This window comes from Candidatus Defluviilinea proxima, from assembly GCA_016721115.1.
In the GTDB taxonomy this organism is placed as follows: Bacteria; Chloroflexota; Anaerolineae; order Anaerolineales; family Villigracilaceae; genus Defluviilinea; species Defluviilinea proxima.
Genome location: JADKIW010000001.1, coordinates 3,751,847 through 3,770,119 on the forward strand (window position 1 = coordinate 3,751,847; position 18,273 = coordinate 3,770,119).

17 protein-coding genes and 1 pseudogene are annotated in these 18,273 nt (G+C 50.5%); 9 read left to right on the forward strand and 9 right to left on the reverse strand.

Going from position 1 to position 18,273, the window contains the following annotated elements; all coding sequences use genetic code 11:
- The first annotated feature begins 28 nt into the window (after positions 1–28).
- From IPP66_17315 to IPP66_17325, 3 genes are all read left to right on the forward strand, one after another.
- A complete protein-coding gene (locus IPP66_17315) occupies positions 29–973 on the forward strand; it encodes a DMT family transporter (GenBank protein ID MBK9927033.1) in 945 nt (314 codons plus the stop codon).
- Positions 974–1,530: 557 nt separating this feature from the next.
- Positions 1,531–2,058 (forward strand): HEAT repeat domain-containing protein, encoded by a 528-nt coding sequence (locus IPP66_17320; GenBank protein MBK9927034.1) that lies wholly within the window; start codon positions 1,531–1,533, stop codon positions 2,056–2,058.
- A gap of 149 nt (positions 2,059–2,207) precedes the next feature.
- Positions 2,208–2,264, forward strand: a complete 57-nt coding sequence (locus tag IPP66_17325; protein ID MBK9927035.1) for a hypothetical protein — start codon at positions 2,208–2,210, stop codon at positions 2,262–2,264.
- 110 nt (positions 2,265–2,374) lie between these two features.
- Here the strand turns inward: IPP66_17325 and IPP66_17330 are convergent, their stop codons facing one another.
- The 3 genes from IPP66_17330 to IPP66_17340 all read right to left on the reverse strand — a co-directional run bounded on the left by IPP66_17330 (position 2,375) and on the right by IPP66_17340 (position 7,529).
- Positions 2,375–3,112 carry a response regulator transcription factor gene (locus IPP66_17330; protein ID MBK9927036.1) on the reverse strand — a complete coding sequence of 246 codons (738 nt, stop codon included), beginning with the start codon at positions 3,110–3,112 and terminating at the stop codon, positions 2,375–2,377.
- The gene (locus tag IPP66_17335) at positions 3,112–4,695 is read right to left on the reverse strand and encodes a response regulator (GenBank protein ID MBK9927037.1); all 1,584 of its coding nucleotides are present in this window, start codon (positions 4,693–4,695) and stop codon (positions 3,112–3,114) included. Before IPP66_17335 ends, IPP66_17330 begins: the two co-directional genes overlap by 1 nt.
- Positions 4,696–4,901: 206 nt before the next feature.
- On the reverse strand, positions 4,902–7,529 hold the full coding sequence (locus IPP66_17340) for a GAF domain-containing protein (GenBank protein ID MBK9927038.1): 2,628 nt from the start codon (positions 7,527–7,529) through the stop codon (positions 4,902–4,904).
- 132 nt (positions 7,530–7,661) lie between these two features.
- Between IPP66_17340 and trmFO the strand changes: the two genes are divergently transcribed.
- Genes trmFO through IPP66_17365 form a run of 5 tightly spaced genes read left to right on the forward strand, consistent with a single transcriptional unit; the run spans position 7,662 to position 12,798 of the window.
- Positions 7,662–8,999 (forward strand): methylenetetrahydrofolate--tRNA-(uracil(54)-C(5))-methyltransferase (FADH(2)-oxidizing) TrmFO, encoded by a 1,338-nt coding sequence (gene trmFO, locus IPP66_17345; protein MBK9927039.1) that lies wholly within the window; start codon positions 7,662–7,664, stop codon positions 8,997–8,999.
- Positions 8,996–9,910 carry a M28 family peptidase gene (locus tag IPP66_17350; GenBank protein MBK9927040.1) on the forward strand — a complete coding sequence of 305 codons (915 nt, stop codon included), beginning with the start codon at positions 8,996–8,998 and terminating at the stop codon, positions 9,908–9,910. Before trmFO ends, IPP66_17350 begins: the two co-directional genes overlap by 4 nt.
- Before the next feature lie 31 nt (positions 9,911–9,941).
- Positions 9,942–11,186 carry a HAMP domain-containing histidine kinase gene (locus tag IPP66_17355; protein ID MBK9927041.1) on the forward strand — a complete coding sequence of 415 codons (1,245 nt, stop codon included), beginning with the start codon at positions 9,942–9,944 and terminating at the stop codon, positions 11,184–11,186.
- Between the two features lie 53 nt (positions 11,187–11,239).
- Positions 11,240–12,592, forward strand: a complete 1,353-nt coding sequence (gene hflX, locus IPP66_17360; protein MBK9927042.1) for a GTPase HflX — start codon at positions 11,240–11,242, stop codon at positions 12,590–12,592.
- Positions 12,589–12,798 carry a hypothetical protein gene (locus tag IPP66_17365; GenBank protein MBK9927043.1) on the forward strand — a complete coding sequence of 70 codons (210 nt, stop codon included), beginning with the start codon at positions 12,589–12,591 and terminating at the stop codon, positions 12,796–12,798. The genes hflX and IPP66_17365 overlap by 4 nt, the downstream gene beginning before the upstream one ends.
- Before the next feature lie 63 nt (positions 12,799–12,861).
- Here IPP66_17365 and murI read toward each other — a convergent pair whose 3' ends face one another.
- Positions 12,862–13,698 (reverse strand): glutamate racemase, encoded by an 837-nt coding sequence (murI, locus tag IPP66_17370; GenBank protein MBK9927044.1) that lies wholly within the window; start codon positions 13,696–13,698, stop codon positions 12,862–12,864.
- Positions 13,699–13,757: 59 nt separating this feature from the next.
- Between murI and IPP66_17375 the strand changes: the two genes are divergently transcribed.
- Positions 13,758–14,900 carry a VanZ family protein gene (locus IPP66_17375; protein MBK9927045.1) on the forward strand — a complete coding sequence of 381 codons (1,143 nt, stop codon included), beginning with the start codon at positions 13,758–13,760 and terminating at the stop codon, positions 14,898–14,900.
- Positions 14,901–14,932: 32 nt separating this feature from the next.
- Here the strand turns inward: IPP66_17375 and IPP66_17380 are convergent, their stop codons facing one another.
- The 5 genes and pseudogenes from IPP66_17380 to moaD all read right to left on the reverse strand — a co-directional run bounded on the left by IPP66_17380 (position 14,933) and on the right by moaD (position 18,271).
- Positions 14,933–15,646, reverse strand: coding sequence for a gamma-glutamyl-gamma-aminobutyrate hydrolase family protein (locus tag IPP66_17380; GenBank protein ID MBK9927046.1), 714 nt, complete (start codon positions 15,644–15,646; stop codon positions 14,933–14,935).
- Positions 15,647–15,708: 62 nt separating this feature from the next.
- Positions 15,709–16,059, reverse strand: coding sequence for a 50S ribosomal protein L19 (rplS, locus tag IPP66_17385; protein ID MBK9927047.1), 351 nt, complete (start codon positions 16,057–16,059; stop codon positions 15,709–15,711).
- A gap of 123 nt (positions 16,060–16,182) precedes the next feature.
- Positions 16,183–17,430 (reverse strand): annotated as a pseudogene (fabF, locus tag IPP66_17390) (beta-ketoacyl-ACP synthase II).
- A 131-nt stretch (positions 17,431–17,561) separates the two neighbouring features.
- Positions 17,562–18,005 (reverse strand): molybdenum cofactor biosynthesis protein MoaE, encoded by a 444-nt coding sequence (locus tag IPP66_17395; protein ID MBK9927048.1) that lies wholly within the window; start codon positions 18,003–18,005, stop codon positions 17,562–17,564.
- Positions 18,006–18,022: 17 nt separating this feature from the next.
- Positions 18,023–18,271, reverse strand: a complete 249-nt coding sequence (gene moaD / locus IPP66_17400; GenBank protein ID MBK9927049.1) for a molybdopterin converting factor subunit 1 — start codon at positions 18,269–18,271, stop codon at positions 18,023–18,025.
- Positions 18,272–18,273 lie beyond the last annotated feature (2 nt).

Below are 18,273 nucleotides of genomic sequence, written 5' to 3' on the forward strand. Positions count from 1 at the left end.
TCGCTGCATTTGAAAGCCGGATAAAAAGGTGACAACAAAAAAACGAAGCCAAGGAATTAGAGCCGCACTGCTCTCTGCTTTATTTTTAGGCCTTGCGCCTGTATTTGGTAAAGCCGCAATGGTACCGGGAAACTTCTCCCCCTATGCGGTAGTAGCTTTACGTACCGGTTTGGCAGCGCTTCTCCTTGTTCTCATCATGGCGGTTTTCAAAAGGCAATTCCTGTATATCTATCCTGCTGGTTTACTGGGATGTATCATGGCGGGGGTACTCAATGGGACAGGCTCTATTTTCTACTACGTGGGTCTTAGCAAACTAAATGCCAGTATTGCTCAAATGCTCTACGCGCTGTATCCATTTTTCGTAGCCTTCTGGCTGCAATTGGATGGTCAACCTCCCTCGAAGTTAACCATTATCAGGATCGTCGTCGCAGGGTTCTCAGCCTTCTTACTCACCAAAGTGGAAGCAGGTAATATAGACCTTTTGGGTGTGGCGTTTATGTTGATATCCGCCCTGCTTTATGCTTTGCACTTGCCTGTTAATCAACGTGTATTGTTTGACGTCCCTGCGCCAACAGTTACCGTATACACATTGCTCGCCATGAGTGCAATAGTGATCCCCGCCTATTTAATTTTTGATCGGACACTCCCTCCATCGAACGCATCCTGGCTTCCCGTCATTGGCCTAACCGCAGTGACCTTTTTCTCAAGATTGACATTGTTCCTCGGAATAAAGAACATCGGCGGCATGCAGACCGCCATCCTTGGCCTCGGTGAATTACTCGTCGCCATCCTGTTCAGCCATCTTATCCTCCGCGAAACGCTGACCAATTATCAATGGGCCGGCACAGCAGGCCTGGGCATCAGTCTGTTACTCGTCTGGTTCGAAAAACCTCCAACCCATCCGCTTCACACAAAGGGACTGCTAAGCTGGCTCCAACCTCCCGATTTCCCTGCAGATTTTTATAAACACTGAGCAAAAAATATGACAATAATATATATTGGAAATATAGTCTGTTACACATTTGCCGTATCAGGCATAATATTATTTGTCTTGGGAGTTGCCGCTGAATTTAGACAATACGTTTTATTATTACCTAAACAAAAAGACGGAAAGAAGTATTTCTATTTATGCGTTCTTCATGTAAGTATTTCTATCTTTGTATATTTAATAATTAAAAACGGGCAATTGTTTAGTGCAGCATATTCAGCAATTAACGTTTTGATCATTTCAATATTATTGTTAAACTTCCAATATTTTGTGAGGAGAAAAACCAACAGTCTCCTAAAAGAATTAAATACCAGACAAAAAAGTAACATACAGAAACTAGACTGACCTTGATGGGGAAGCCCGTTGACTTTTACTTCCCTTGCTCGTACAAATATCCCGTCCCTCGTATGCTCACGATGCTCTCTGAAAGTGACCACACAGTAGTAAAATCCAAGCGCACATTAGCAGTCTCGGCCTCCCGCGGACAACTGCCCCCTTCGCCGCTGACATTCTGGAAGAAATGACGGAAGGAGGATTATCTTGTGACATTATCGGAAGCAGAAAAAACAATTATGGATATTCTCGATGACCTGCAAAACCTAGTAGGAAATCGATATGAAACCGTCTTGAGACTGAGACGGGCAGATCAAAACGTTGTGGTTGAGTTAGCCAAGCGCCTGCTTGAAGATGTTGACTCTGTCAAAAGAGAACAAGGGATTAAAAGTTTAATGTTGACTGATAATGAAAAAAATTTGGAAATCGTCCTGCCTATGCTCAACGACTCCAACTCTGAAGTTCGCCGCATCGCTATGTTTTATATAATAAGAAGCGAAAAATTTCTTGAGAACATCGAGGTCATAAACAGGGTAATCAAATCCTTGCGTGAGGATCCACGAGTTGAAGTACGAGCGGAGGCTGCAGAGGGGTTGAGATATTGCAAAACAACTCCTGAGGTGATTTCGGCCCTGGAATATGTAAGTATGCACGACTATGAATATGATGACGATGGTTATAGTGCTGGTAGTGTTGCGACTGCCTCTCTACAATGGATAAAAGAGAACGGTTCTTAGTATGTCGTGGACGAAGTTTAGTCGGTCTCTGAACGCACCGAGTCGGCTTCGACTGTTAATCAAAAGGCTTACGATTGTGAGTCTTTTGATTTTTTATTATTGAATCGGGATTTGCATGACAGAGGCCACCCTGAGCCTGTTGATGGGAGATATATAATCTCACCGTTGACGAAGCGCACAGGTACTACGTCGGCGACGGTCAATGACTGATGCATAATGCCAATTTTTTAGTTGTCGGCGAGGGTCTCTACCACCGCAATGCAAGTATCTTTGTCCACAAAAACGGGCTGACCTATTTCAGGTCAGCCCGTTGACATTACTTCTCCTGCTCGTACAAGTACCCCGTCCCTCGTACGCTCACGATGCTCTCGGAAAGCGAGGGGAATGACTCCAACTTATGCCGCAAGCGACTCACCAACGGACGCAGGATCTCCGGGGCTTCTCTTTGGGATGTGTCGTAGCCCTGTACCAGCAGAACCAGCTCCCGGTGTGTAAAGACGCGTCCGGGGTTTTCGATCAGCACTCTGAGCAGGCGTCCCTCTGCGGGCGTCAGGTGAATCAACTCATCCTTCTTGCGGATCAAGCGACGGGAGAGGTCAATGTGCGTGCCATCTTTCAAAGAAAGCTCGATCGCGCCTTCATCCACCACATCGCCATTGGAGGTGCCGCCGCGCGATTTCAAACGCGCATCGCGGCGCGCCAGTCCCTTTTTAACGCTGTTCACCACCTGTGAAGGCGGCGCAGGCTTGAGCAGATAATCATGGATGCGCAAACGCAACGCCTGAATGGCCGATTCGGTCGTGCCGAACGCCGTCAGCAAGATCACCTCGGTCTCCGGTGAGACCTGGTTGATCACCTGCACCACTTCCAGGCCGTCCATGCCGGGCATACGCAGGTCCACGATCATCAAGTCCACGGGGTGCGTGCGGACGTGCTCAATAGCGGCCTGTCCGTTCGGCACCGAATTGACCGAGTACCCCTCGAGCCGCAAAATATCGGAAAGCGATTGACGGGCTACAGGTTCATCATCAACAACAAGAATATTTGGTTTCATTATGCATCTCCCATCGGTAGGAATAATCGGAAACAGGCGCCAGTCCCACTGCCTTCGACAAGGTCAAGCGTGCCTCCGTGCGCGGTAACGATATTGTAACTCACGGTCAGCCCCAAACCGGTGCCGCCGTCCTTTGTGCTAAAGAAGGGTTCAAAAATATTATTGCGTAGCTCCTCCGGAATACCAGGCCCTGAATCTTCGAACTGGATCTCGACCCCGTTCTCCACGCTCTTCGCGCGGATCTTCAGTGTGCCCCCGCCGGGCATGATGTCGAACGCATTCAGGATCAAATTGAAAAAGATCTGTTGGATCTGACTGTTCACCGCAAAGATCGAAGGCAATGATTTCGGCAGTTCGGTGATCAACTCGATGTGCCTCTGCCCCAATTGTTGTGAGGTCAGGCTGATGACATGGTGCAAAAGTTCCAGCACGTCCACACTTTCCATTTTGTTCGAACCGGGGCGGTAGAAATCGAGCATTCTCTGCATCGTCTTCATCAGGCGTTCCAGCTCCACACGCGCCAGATCGAAATATTCCTTGCGCTTCTCGGCCGGCACATCTTCACGCCCCGCCAAATGCAAACAGTTCTGCACCGATTGCAACGGGTTGTTCACCTCGTGCGCGATAGACGCAGTCAACCTGCCAGCCGCCGCCATCTTCTCAGAACGCAACAACGCCTCCTGCGACTCTTCCACCTTGCGCACATACGCCCGCAGGTCGGCATACAAACGCGCATTCTCCAACGCCACCAACGATTGATTCGCAAGGATGTGGAACAACTCGAGGTCTGCCCCACGGAACGGCGTCACACCCGCATCGCGTGCCGCAAACAGGACGGCTCGCATATCGGAACGTGTGATCGGGATCAGGACCGCCGCGCCAAGCTTGAGGTCCGCCAGAAGCGACTGCGCCTCTTCCTCCCCCGGGCCTGTTGCATTCACAATGATCGGATTCCCATCTGCATCCACGCGGCTTAAGAGATGGGTCGCAAAGTTGGTTTTTTCCACAGGGAGGATTCGCCCGCGTTTCGCAATGGCAGAAACCTTGCCCTCTTTGATCTGGTAATACGCGGCATTCGTGCATTGCAAATGTTCACAGATCGTATCCACGATCAGGTCATATAACGTTTTTGTATCAGTCTCTGAGAATAATTTTTCGGTCGCATCGAACAACGGGCGCAAGGCCTGCGCACGCGCCGTCTCGCGTTTGCGACGGTTATCGGTCAACGCCTGCTCAACAGACGAAACAAGTTCATCACCTTTTTCGAACGGCTTGAGCAACAATCCGTCCACGCCCTGCCGTAACGCGCGAATGGCCGTTTCCACCGTGCCGAAGCCAGTCATCACCAGCACCGCAATATCGGGTTGAGCCCGCTTCGCACGCGAGATCACATCGAAGCCATCCACCTCGGGCATGCGAATATCAACCAGCAACAAGTCCACGCGGTTGCGTTGTAAATACTCGATGGCTTTATGCGGGTTGGTCTCAGAGAGCACATCATACCCCGCACGCTTCAAGATACGATTACAAAGAAGCGCGATCCCGGGTTCATCGTCCACTACAAGTACAGATACTGATTCCATATTTGTCTGCTACAAATCCCTTATATTACCGCGAAGGATACTAAGAAGCCTTTCTCAAAATCAAACTCTACGGTCCTGCCACAGAGACGCAGAGTCACAGAGTTTTTAATTTGATTTTCTACCCTTTCGGGCACACGTCAGAGTCTCTGTGACTCTGTGGCTAAAAGCCTTTGATCTTCCTTCGTGTGCTTTGTGGTTAAAAACTTTTAACCCTTCGGCAACCACACCGTAAACGTCGAACCTGCTCCGGGCTGGCTGACCAATTCGATCTCACCGCCATGATCGGAGATGATCCCATACGTGACGGAGAGCCCCAACCCTGTGCCGCCACGGTCCGCTTTGGTGGTAAAGAATGGCTCGAAGATACGTGTCTGATCTTCTGGAGCAATGCCCACACCGTTATCACGCACAGACACCATCACGCCATCACGTCCCACCTTTTGTAACTCAGCAGTTTTGATCTCCATTTCGCCGCCGTCGGGCATGGCTTGTAATGCATTGTGCACAAGGTTGAGCAAAACTTGTTTCATCTGATTCTCGTCCATCGACACCCAGGGCAAATCCTCCTGCATGAATAGCGTCAATTCTACCCCGTTTGTATGGATCAGGTGCCTCGTGAGCGTAACCACATCTTCCACTACACCGTTCAAAGATGCATTCGCACGTGCGCTTTCACTCTGTCGCGCAAAATCAAGAAGTCTGCGCACCACATCACGTGCCCGCCGTGCCTCACGGATTACAAGGTCAAGGTCGGCATAGGACGGTGAATCTTTGGGCATATCTTCCATGACCAGTTCGGCAAAACCCGTCACGGATGTAAGCGGATTATTCAACTCGTGCGCAATGCCTGCGGCCATCTCACCCACTGCCGCAAGCTTGGCGGCCTGCACAAGACGGTTCTCAGCGAGTCGCTGTGCTTCCATGCGTGCATTCACTTCCATTTCAGTCTCACGCAGTTGATAGATCGTTTCCTGCAACTGCTGATACTGATCGGCACTGGTGATGACTGTCGCGAGGATTCCTCCCAACGACTCAAGCGCCATAAAATCATTGTGCGTAAATGAATTGCGCGAACTACTTTCCACATCGATAATACCCAGCACTTTGGATCCATCACGGATGGCTACACACAATTCCGAACCCGCCTGCCAGCCCTTGATAGGCGTATAACGCTCGTCTTGAAAAACGTCATTCACCAATACGCCCTGCCCCGTTTCGAAGACGTGGCCGGTCAACCCGCCGATCAAGGGATACTCAATCGACTTCATCGCGCGTTTCACAACATTTTGGCTTGCACCACCGAAGCCACCGATGGTTAATTTACCAAACTCATCTGCAATAAATACTACAGCCAATTCATATGCAAAGTATCGCGCCAGCAAGTCTGCGGTCAACTCCGCTACTTGATGAGGATCGGTGAGGCCCACAACTTGTTGTGCCACCTCATGGATCAGCCCAAGGTTACGCGCACGACTTTCCGCTTCTTCACGCACACGGGTATAGTCCGCAAGGCTGGCGAGGTAACTTCCCATCACAACGATCAAACTTTCATCATAGGAGTTGAACGCATTGGCGCGTTTGCTCTCCACACTCAACATGCCAATTGACTGACCACGAAATCGCAACGGGACATAGAGACCAGATATCGCTTCGTTATATAGAGGTAATGGAACAGATGAATCCACTTCACCCAAACGCATTTTTGCATTACTGGCCAACAAGCTTGAAATGGGATGGCCCTCCACGCTACGGATCATCGAGACAAGGTTGCCCTCATTCAGACGGTATTCCTGCAAGACATGTCCTTCGGGCGATAGCAGGTTTAGCACGATCATTTCCGTCCCAAAAGCACGCGAAAGCAACGCAAACATACGACGCGCGATCTGATCAAGACTGCGCCCCGTGGAAACGGTCACGGCAAAGTCGTTCAACATGGCAAGACGGCGTAAATGTCCCGCCATTTCAGCAAAGGTAATCAGGGTTTCGAGAGCAGGAGCGATCTGTGTGGCAAGGTCAAGCAGGCGATTCCATTCTTCGCCTTTGAACGCGCTGGAGCGCCACAACACAACCACACCGATCAAACGTTGTCCGATGAGGAGCGGAATCCCTGCCCAAGTTTTGCTGTTGGATTTCAAACCTTTATGTGGGATCTGTGACCATAAGGCATCGCCTCGATTCACAACCACAGGCGTCAGATTGCGATTCATACGGCGCAAAAGAGAGTGCGCTTCAATCGACAAGTGAAGGTCCACAACCGAAGATGCATTCCATTGAGCCCGCACCTCGAGTGAGTCACCTCGTCGAATGGCGAGCCAGCCTCCCTGTACAGGAATGAGGCGGACAAAGGCGTTCAATGCACGGTCAGCCGCGCGCGGCAAGTCATACGGGCTTTCCGAATCCAGATCGGGTGTCAACAATGATGCCGCCACCGAGAGCGATGGAGAACTGTCAAGAGAAGGCGTGTCGGCCCGCATCCCAGAGACGGCGAGCCGCCATATCCGTTGCGCGGTAGCATCCAATTGCCCTGCGCCAACAAGCACTACATGCGAGGCGCCCTGCAACGGAAACGCCGAGAGACGCTCAGCATTCATGGCGCTCTTTGCCGGCAAAGAGACAGAACGGTTCTGCCCGCCGCTCAACGCACCACACAACCATGTATCCACTTCAGCTTTATCTAGAAATTTGATGAGAGCCGTTTCCAGTTTTTTCCCCAAACGATACTGGGCAACCACACGCCACTTCCCTGCCTCGCGCTTGACCAACACCGACCACACGGCATCGGTCAACTGGCTGGCTTCTTTGAGTTGGTACTCGCTTGTGGTTGTAGTCGCCATTTGTATCAATTATACAGCAGGGAAGAAAAGTACGATGCACCCCTTTTAGTCACAAATACACGGAAGCATAGAGTTTTTGAAAAGGTTTTCTCCGTCGCTGTGACAAGACACGCAAATGGTAAAATCATTTCCATGACTGACCTTATTGTTATCGGCGGCGGGCTGGCTGGAAGTGAAGCCGCCTGGCAAGCCGCCCAACGCGGACTCAAAGTCCGACTCTATGAGATGCGTCCCACACTCCAAACCGGAGCGCATCAGACTCACGATTTGGCTGAACTCGTTTGTTCGAATTCTCTTGGCTCCAACCTTTCTGACCGCGCCTCGGGCCTTCTCAAGAACGAAGCGCGTTTACTAGGCTCAATGCTTGTGGAATGTGCTGAGGAAGCCGCATTGCCCGCAGGCGGAGCATTGGCCGTGGATCGTGAACTCTTCGCGCGCAAAGTGACAGAGCGAATCGAAAGCCACCCCAATATCGAGATCGTGCGTGAAGAAATGAAAGAGATCCCCAATTCGCTGACCATCATCGCCAGCGGACCATTGACATCCCCTGCTCTTTCTCAATCCATTGCGGCGTTGAGCAGTGAGGAGCACCTCTTTTTCTTCGATGCGATCGCCCCCGTCATCCACGCGGATTCGATCAACATGCAAATCGCCTACCGTGCATCACGTTACGGCACGGGCGATCAGGATGAAGGCGACTATATCAATTGTCCGTTCACTAAAGAGGAATATTATGCTTTCGTGGATGCACTCATTCAAGCAGAGCGCATCGAGTTACGCTCATTCGAAGATGCGATCAAAAGTGGCGTCAAAGCGGGTCACTTTTTTGAAGGCTGTCTGCCAATTGAGATCATCGCCGAGCGCGGATTGGATTCATTAGCGTATGGCCCCATGCGTCCGGTCGGGTTGCGCGATCCTCGCACAGAGAAACGTCCGCATGCGGTTGTGCAATTGCGGCAAGATAATCTTGCGGGAAGTTTGTATAACCTCGTCGGTTTTCAGACCAACCTCAAATTTCCCGAACAAAAGCGTGTACTTCGCATGATCCCCGGGCTTGAGAATGCAGAATTCCTTCGTTACGGACAAATGCACCGCAACACGTTCATCGCTTCGCCGAAGCTATTGCTCCCCACACTGCAAGCCATTCAACGGGCTGACCTTTTGTTCGCGGGTCAGGTCACAGGTGTGGAAGGATACATGGGCAATATTGCAACAGGTTTGTTGGCTGGCATCAATGCCGCACGATTATTCCACGGCGAAGAGCCGCTCACGCTTCCGCAAACAACCATGCTCGGCGCGTTGTGCCATTATGTCACTCATGCCGATCTGAAAGACTTCCAACCGATGAAAGCAAATTTTGGAATTCTGCCTGCGCTTGCGACAAAGATCAACAAACGTGAACGTGGCAAGGCCTATGCAGAACGCGCGTTGGAAGAGCTAAAACTTACAATGGATGGAACACGAGTTTGAAAAACAAATCAATAGCGATCTATCTAACCATCATCGGTTCCCTGCTTGTTATCGTCGCGAGTTGGTACATCTTTGCATTTCAATCTCAACCCGATGACCCTACCTTCAATCTATTCGATGGGGAACGCGCTTACGAGGACGTGAAGACTCAAGTCGCTTTCGGGCCAAGGACGCCCGGGTCGGAGGGTCATGCAAAAGTCCAGGAGTGGATGCGAAAGGAACTTGAGTCCGCTGGCTGGCAAGTGGAGATCCAGGAATCCGAGGCGATGGGACATCCCATACAAAACATCGTTGCTAAAAAAGGTGACGCTGATCCGCAGATCATTTTAGGCGCACATTATGACACGCGTCTATTTGCCGATCATGACCCTGACGTAGCGAATCACACCAAACCTGTGCCAGGTGCCAACGACGGAGCCTCTGGTGTGGCTGTGTTGCTTGAACTCGCACGCAAACTACCTGACGACACAGTGCCCGTCTGGTTGGTGTTTTTCGACGCGGAGGATAACGGCAACATCGAGGGCTGGGACTGGCTTCTCGGCTCGCGTGAATTTGTGAAGAACAACCCAGTGCGTCCACAAGCCGTGGTTATCATAGACATGATCGGTGATGCCGACTTGAACATTTACAAGGAACGCAATTCAAACAAAGCCATTACCGATGAGATCTGGCGCACTGCCGAACGCACGGAAAACGATACTGTGTTCATCCCCAAGGAAAAGTTTTCGATGATCGATGATCACACACCTTTTCTGGAGGCAGGAATCCCCGCTGTCGATATTATCGATTTCGATTATCCTTACTGGCACACTGTGCAGGATACGCCGGATAAGGTCTCTGCACAAAGTTTACAGATCGTGGGAGAAACCCTTCAGGTTTGGGTCATGCAACAACAAAGTAGTCAACCCTGATACAATGGCCTCGCTCGAACAATAATTGCGTATGCCTAGAAAACCGGCCACAATCATTCCTATTGAGAAAACGCTTGCCAAAGTGCGCCCTACATGGATGGAACGTGTTGGGCAGGAATTGGCACGCGGCATGGATGTGCGGGCCGGTTTCGATGAACAATTGGAGCGTTTTTTCGAAGTGCTGGTGAAGTCAGTGACCAGCGGAGACCCCGGCTGGATCGACACCATCCTGCTCGATTGGGCAAAGGCGTCCACGGAAACGGACCTGCAGGAGGGGCTGTACCAGGTCACTTTCATTCTCAACCGTATGATCGTGTTGACCATCGAAGTGGCAAAAGAGTCCCTAACCAAACAACAGGCACTCGACCTGTTAGCGGCGGTCATCCCGATCTACACCTATGGGCTGGGCGTTGTGGCGCGGTATGAAATGGAAACACGCGTGGCACACATCTCCGGTGAAATGGAAAAAGTGCAAAAGAAGATGGAACGCGTGGACAAGAGCAAGTCCGCGTTCATTTCGGTGGCGGCACATGAATTAAAGACACCGATCACGCTCATTGACGGGTACGCTTCCATGATGGATGACCTGATCAAGGAAGGCAACGGTGTGCCTTTGGATGGTCTGCTCACCGGTATGCAGTCTGGCATCAACCGCTTGCGGACGATCGTGGAAGATATGCTCGATGTCTCGATGATCGATAACAAACTACTGAAGCTGAACTTCCAGCCGACGCAGATCGAGAAGATCTTGCTAACGCTGAAAAATGATGCAAGGGAAACCATCGCGTCACGGCGTCAGACTCTAGAAGTAGTACCATTTGAAGGAAGCAGACAATGGATCTATGTTGACCCAGCTCGTATCACACAGGCATTACGAAATGTGATCCACAATGCGATCAAATACACGCCCGATGGTGGCACAATCAGCATTGATGGCCGTACATTACCCGGCTTGATAGAAGTGACCATCAAAGACAACGGCATCGGTATTTCGCTTGAAAATCAATCGGTCATCTTTGAAAAGTTCGGGCAGGTAGGTCGCCTTAATCTTCACTCAAGCGGCAAGACCAAATTTAAAGGTGCCGGGCCCGGTTTAGGCTTACCCATCTCAAAAGGCATCCTCGAAGCGCATGGCGGTTCGATCTGGGTTGAATCAGAAGGATACGATGAAGAAGAATGTCCGGGATCGATCTTCCATGTGCTGATCCCCATCCGCACCGAAGCGCCAGAAACGACACTGGCAAAATTGTTCAATGAATTGGAAAAGAAAGATTAGCAGAAACATGCCCAATGGGCTTACATGCTTCTGCATTCTAAAAAGAAAGAATCATGGCTAAAAAAATTCCAGAAAATACCAAAGCTCCGCGCGAACGGGCATTTCTTGTTGGCGTGGAACTCTTTCAACAAAAGACGCTTCTTCCACTGGAAGATTCGCTGACAGAACTTGCGCTACTGGCCGATACATCTGGCCTGGAAGTAGTCGGTGAATTGACACAGAAGCTGGACCGCCCACACGTAAAAACGTACATCGGCCCCGGCAAATTGGATGAACTCAAGGCACTCGTTGAAGAGACTTTATCGCAAGTCGTCATTTTCGATGACGAACTTTCTCCGCGTCACCAACGTGAACTCCAACTGGCACTCGGCAAAAATGTCCGCGTGTTAGATCGGACTGCGTTGATCCTCGACATCTTTGCGCAACACGCTCACACCAGCGAGGGCATGTTGCAGGTAGAACTCGCACAATATGAATATTACCTGCCACGCCTCACCGGTCAATGGACACACCTTGAGCGTCAGGCAGGTGGCGGCGGTGGACGTGCAGGCTCAACAGGCGGCGTAGGTCTGCGTGGCCCCGGCGAAACGCAATTGGAAGTAGACAAACGCGCCATCCGCAAGCGCATCGCACATCTCAAAAAAGAACTAGAGAAGGTACGAGCACACCGCATGCGGTATCGTGCACAACGTAAACGTTCTCGTATTCCGACAGTTGCGCTTGTTGGATACACCAACGCAGGCAAGTCCACGCTACTGAATAGGCTCACTAAATCAGACGTATATGTGGCCGATCAACTCTTTGCCACGCTTGACCCCACCACCCGTAAAGTGGAACTCTTTGGTGGTTATCAAGCTTTGTTCACCGATACAGTCGGCTTCATTCAAAAATTGCCGACCTCATTGGTGGAAGCCTTCCATGCCACGCTTGAGGAAATCACCGAAGCTGACCTGCTCTTGCATGTCGTTGATATTTCACATCACAACGCCATGAATCAAGCCGAAGCTGTGCAAGAAACGCTCGACACACTGGAAGCGCAGCATATCCCCGTTATCACTGCGCTCAACAAAGTGGATCGCTTGCGCAATCCCGAATCTGCCAAAGATTCGTTGAAAGGCTTTTCGAAAGCCGTAGCAATTTCCGCTGTAGATGGAAGCGGTATCAAAGATCTGTTGAGGCTTATTCAGGAGGAGTTGTACGAAACGTATACACCGATCCGCGTAAAACTTCCATATCAACAAGGCGCATTGATCTCGTTATTCCATGAAGCAGGTCAAGTGGAACTCGTCGAACATGGGCGTGGCGGCGTGTTCATGCAAGGACGCATCCCCGGACGCCTGGTGGCACAGTTTAATAACTGGCAGGTTTCAAATAATCACACCGAAGAAGAGGAAGAAGAATTATGAAATGGTTTTCCAAGCTAGTTGACGATGCATCAAACTTTTTCGCACACCGCAAAGGTCTTCTGCCGATGATCGGAATTGTATTGATCATTGTCAATTTTGTCCTGCCGTTCATCTTTGGGCTAAACGTAATCACAGGAAGTAACTTATTTTTGCATCTCGGCGTGATCGTCGCCATTTTCGGTTTCATGCTCGCGTGGGCGCTTTAACTTAACCGTCATTGCGAGCGAAGCGAAGCAATCTCCAACTCGTGATGGGGATTGCTTCGGTCGCTAACGCTCCCTCGCAATGACGGAGGTGTCACTCACCCACTCGACTCGCTCAACTTCCCCATCTTCCCCCAACAACATAGGCAACTGAGACTTCAACACGTCAGGCTCACCCGACGTAAATAATTTGACATTTCCCTTTGACTCTGATCGACTCTTCATGTCCCCCGCTTCCAGCAGACGTTTGACCTGTTTCGCCACCGAGGGAGCGGGGTCTATCACCCGAACCGCCCCCCCCACGATCTCTTGCACAAGTGGTATCACAAACGGATAGTGGGTACACCCCAACACAACTGTATCAATATTTTTCTCCAACATCGGCAGAAGCGCATCTTCCAAGATATCACGCGTTTCTTCGCCGTTTAAATTCCCCTGCTCGATCTGTTGTACCAATCCGTTACACGTATTCTGGAATAACTCCACTCCATTGGCAAACCGTTCCACCACGGACGCATACAACGCGCCCTGAAATGTCGCTGGCGTGGCAAGGACTCCCACTTTGCCCGTTTGAGTTATCTCGACTGCAGGTTTGACCGCAGGCTCCATGCCCACGAATTGCACATCGGGAAATTTCTCACGCAAATATTTCAACGCCGCCGCAGAAGCCGCGTTACAAGCAACGACGATGATCTTTGCATTTCGCTTCAGCAAGAATCTCGTGATAGCTTCTGAAAAATCCCGTATCTGCTCCATCGGTCGCGGACCATAAGGGATATGTCCCTGATCGCCAAAATAGAGCACAGACTCTTCAGGCATCTGCGCACGAATCGCCCGCAGAACGGAGAGTCCGCCTATACCGGAGTCGAAGATGCCGATGGGGGAAATGAGTGTATTAGACATTCCACAAAGTATAACGCAATCAAAAGGTTCGACTGCAATCCTGGTTTACAATACAAGCTGTGAACAATACTGGGACAAGACTCTCCTTCGCTCTACTTGGGTATTTCATCCTTGTTATCCTACTGCTGACATTAAACCCGTTCTACTTGGTCATGCCTGAAAGAGTGAGATTTACCTTCGACAGTGACTTGAACAATGCAATATCAAACATCCTGTTGTTCCTTCCAATTGGGTTCTTTTACCGTCTCTCTACCAGAAAACGAGGAGCGCTACTCATAGGCACAATCATCAGCATCAGTATTGAATTGCTTCAAATCTTTATCCCTGCACGGACGCCGTCTATTGTAGATATTCTGACAAATGCAGTAGGCGCTGGAATAGGAGCGGCTTTCAATGATTTCATTTCTTCGCGTATCGCGATTTCAAAAGGGACAGTGGGAAGGCTTAGACTCGAAACCCCTCTCATGGGACTGGTCTATCTCTTAACGGCCTTACTGTGGACAAATTCAATGGCACTTGCGAACGAACCCAACCGCGTGCTGTTGACTACATTGCTTGGAATTTGTGGTGCAGTAGTCTTGAGCGATTTATTCCGTCATTGGTGGGAAAAGGTAGATTATCGCATCAGTAGCTATGCTTCTCTCTCAGCGGGTATCTGGTTCCTACTGGGAATAAGCCCGTCCCTTCGACAACCCGGTCCTTCTTTAATCATTGGATTAGGCATTATGATTCTTGCCGGTATTCTGACCATACTCCCCCAACGCTCTACTGAACGCCGTTTTGAACAAGCTACACTCAAGAAAGTGCTTCCCATTTTTGCTTTCTATCTAACCTTGCTGGCGCTTTGGCACCCATTCCGATCGCTGACTGACTGGCATTGGTCAATTGGCTTTACCAATCAAATCACAGAAACCAGTATGAGTGTGCTCATGCCGCGTATAGAATATTTAGTAGCATTTACAGTCTTGGGGTATCTATTTGCTGAATGGCGTGGACGTGCTGAGATTCCGCTTCAGCAAGACCTACCGCGTCTATTCATTAGCGGAATAGGTGCGATCGTCGTGCTTGAGATTTTCGTCGGGTTTCAGGTTGGATCGGGGGCAAGCGTAGCACGGAGCATGATGGCGATCATCAGCGCATTGTTCGGCGGAACGATCTATCATCTTTTGCGTGCTCATATTCGGTTTCTGTTACAACACTAAATTCAGACAGCTACAAACCTAACAATTTATCTTTACTTCCCCGCCGCTTCGATGAACTTTCGGAACAAATTCCGAGTGGACGGTTGATCAGTCAACCATTCGGGGTGCCATTGTACAGCAATACCAAATGGATGATCGGATAACTCCACAGCTTCAACGAGTCCATCGGGTGCATGGCCCGTTACACGAAGTGATGGCGCAATATCTTTGAGTCCTTGATGGTGCAGGCTGTTGACCTTGACGATGGGTTCACCCAAGATTTCAGCAATATGTGTCCCTTCTTCGATCTTCACCTCATGCACAAGGACTGTCCGCAAGTTACCAGGGTAGGAATGGTCGAGGGCAGTGGGAAGTTGATCAGAGATGTGTGTATACAGAGTCCCACCGAGGGCTACATTCAACATCTGACATCCACGGCAAATGCCAAGGAAGGGTTTGCCATCTGAGGCTGAGGCTTGGATCAGTTTCATTTCAACGGAATCCCGCTCTAGGTCCACTTCAGTGATGCGCGGATGCGGCTCGCCGGGAGAAAGCTCAAGGCCAATGTCCCCGCCGCCAGAGAAGAGAATGCCGTCGAGGCGGGAATAGAGAGCATCCCATCCATCATTGTGGATCATCGATGGGATAAGAACTGGCACCCCGCCCGCCTGCAAGATCGCATTGATATACGATTGCATCAACATAACGGTTGGATGACCATGAATATTTGTGGATTGATTGGTGGTGATTCCGATGAGTGGTTTCATATCCCCAATTGTAAAACAAAAAAAGACCCTAAAGGTTTTGGAAACCTTTAGGGTCTACGTGACTAGTTATCGAACTTCTGCTTGAGGCGGGCAGATTTACCCGTGCGCTCGCGCATGAAGTACAACTGTGCGCGGTTGACAACGCTGTGGCGTTCGACCACGATCTTGTCAATGCGCGGGGAGCGGAGCAGGAAAGTACGCTCCACACCGATGCCGTTGGAAGCCACGCGGCGGACGGTGATGGACTGGTCATTGCCGCCCTTGCGGGTGCGGATGACAGTACCCTTGAACTCCTGGATACGTTCGCGTTCACCTTCCTTGATCTTGACGTGCACGCTGACATTGTCACCGGAACGGATCTGGGGAATGTTTTCGTTTTGTTTGGCCTCGAGAGCCTTGATGATATCTGCCATTGTCTTTCTTCCTTACTGTTTGATGTTGTTTCGTTTTCGCCGACGATACGGTGCTTTTTAGAGCGACGGCGGATTATAGCACGCCTTTTCTAGTTACACAAGTTAGAAAGCAGACTGAGAATGCTAGCTATATTTACGTATTGCCAACACCGAGTTATGTCCACCAAAACCGAAGGCATTGCTAATCGCAAGTGTGATCTTCTTCTCGCGAGCCTTGTTCGGAATGTAATCCAAATCACATTCGGGGTCAGGTGTCTCATAATGAATGGTCGGCGGCAGAATGCCATCGCGAATTGCTTGTACACAGAAAATGGTTTCCAATGCGCCCGTAGCGCCCATCATGTGCCCAGTCATGGATTTGGTTGACGAAATAGGGATTTGATACGCCCGTTCGCCAAAGGCGGCTTTGACAGCGCGAGTCTCTGATTGATCGTTCAAATGTGTGCCCGTGCCATGTGCGCTGATGTAGCCAAGTTCATCATCGTTCGCCTGTGCCGAGTTCAAAGCCATGCGCATCGCGGCCGCACCACCAGCACCGGTCTCATGCGGAGCGGTCACATGGTAGGCGTCGGCTGTGGCGCCATATCCAGCCAATTCCGCAAGGATGTTCGCGCCGCGTGCCTTTGCGTGAGATTCGCGCTCCAGCATCAGCACAGCCGCTCCTTCCCCCATCACCAAACCGTCACGATTCTTATCGAATGGTTGGGGAGTCATCGAATAATTATCATTACGGCGCGACATGGCGCCCACACGATCAAATGCCGCAACGCCTACCGAGCAGATCGTCATTTCCGCCGCACCTGTAAGTGCGGCATCGATCATCCCAGCCTTCAACATCAACAAAGCCATACCGATCCCATCGGCGCCAGAGGCACATGCCGAAGCCACCGAAAAGCATGGCCCTTTGATCTGATTCTCGATGGCGATCATGCCAGAAGCGCCATTCGGCATCAACATCGGTATCAAGAACGGACTGACACGCCGCGGGCCCTCTTCGTGATTGATGATCACCGCATCACTCAAAGACTTGATACCGCCGATCGCAGAAGAAATCAAAACACCAATACGGCCTCGATTTGCATCTGTGATCTCAAGACCCGAATCAATAATCGCGTCTTTCGCGGCCGCAACCCCCAATTGCTCAAACCGATCGCGGCGACGAGCTTCCTTTGGGTCCATATAATTGCCCGGGTCAAAATTCTTCACTTCAGCCGCAAAATGAACATTCAACGGTCCTGGATCAAACAACGAGATCGGACCAACACCTGAAACGCCATTCACCGCGTTCTGCCAACTTTCTTTTACTGTCAAACCCAAAGGATTGACAGTTCCCATGCCAGTAATAACAACTTTTTCCATGCTTCCTCACATTCAAGAATAAAGAGACTTCGACTTACTAAAACCCCGAATTCGCAATTCCGTCACGCACTGGACAGGCTTCGCCTCATTCTCAACCGAAGCCTGTTTCAGCATTAAAAGCATTTTCTTACCCGATTCTTCTTCTACTCCCCTGCTTTCGGCACATAATCCCCTTCAACCCACTCCTCGCCGTTCGGGCCAACTTCCTTCTTCCAAATAGGAACGATCTCCTTCAAACGGTCAATGCCATAGCGTGCGGCATCAAACACACCCGTATCCCGATGCGCCGCCGTACAGGCGATCAAGACCGTTGGCGTTTTTGGATACAACTTTCCAATTCGTTGCACAACTGCAATCCCTTCAATGACCGGCCACTTCGCACGGATCTCATCCGCAACCTGCTTCATCTTCGCTTCGGCCATGGGAATATAAGCCTCGTATTCAAGGTATTCCGTGTCATGCGCATCGCCGCGTGTTGTCTCGCCGCGCACCATGCCTGTAAATATCGCGGCCGCCCCCGTGGACGTGAGTGTGATCTTCGCGAGCAGATCGTTCAGATCAATTTCCTCTTCTGTGATCGAAAAAATTGTCGGGTATTCCATATTCATCCTCCCGATACCGGCGGGAACATTGCCATCTCTGCGCCCTGCGGAATGACAGCTTCATCGAATGCATACTCACGGTTGATGGTGATCAACACACTCTTCATGGACTCTTTCAGCTTGGGGTAGTCCTCGCCAAGCTTATCTTTGAGTCCTTGCACGGTCATATCATCAGGGACGTCCACTTCCATGGATTTTGTCCCTGCGCGGTCACGGATGGTGGCAAAAAACAATAATTTGATTCGGTTCATTT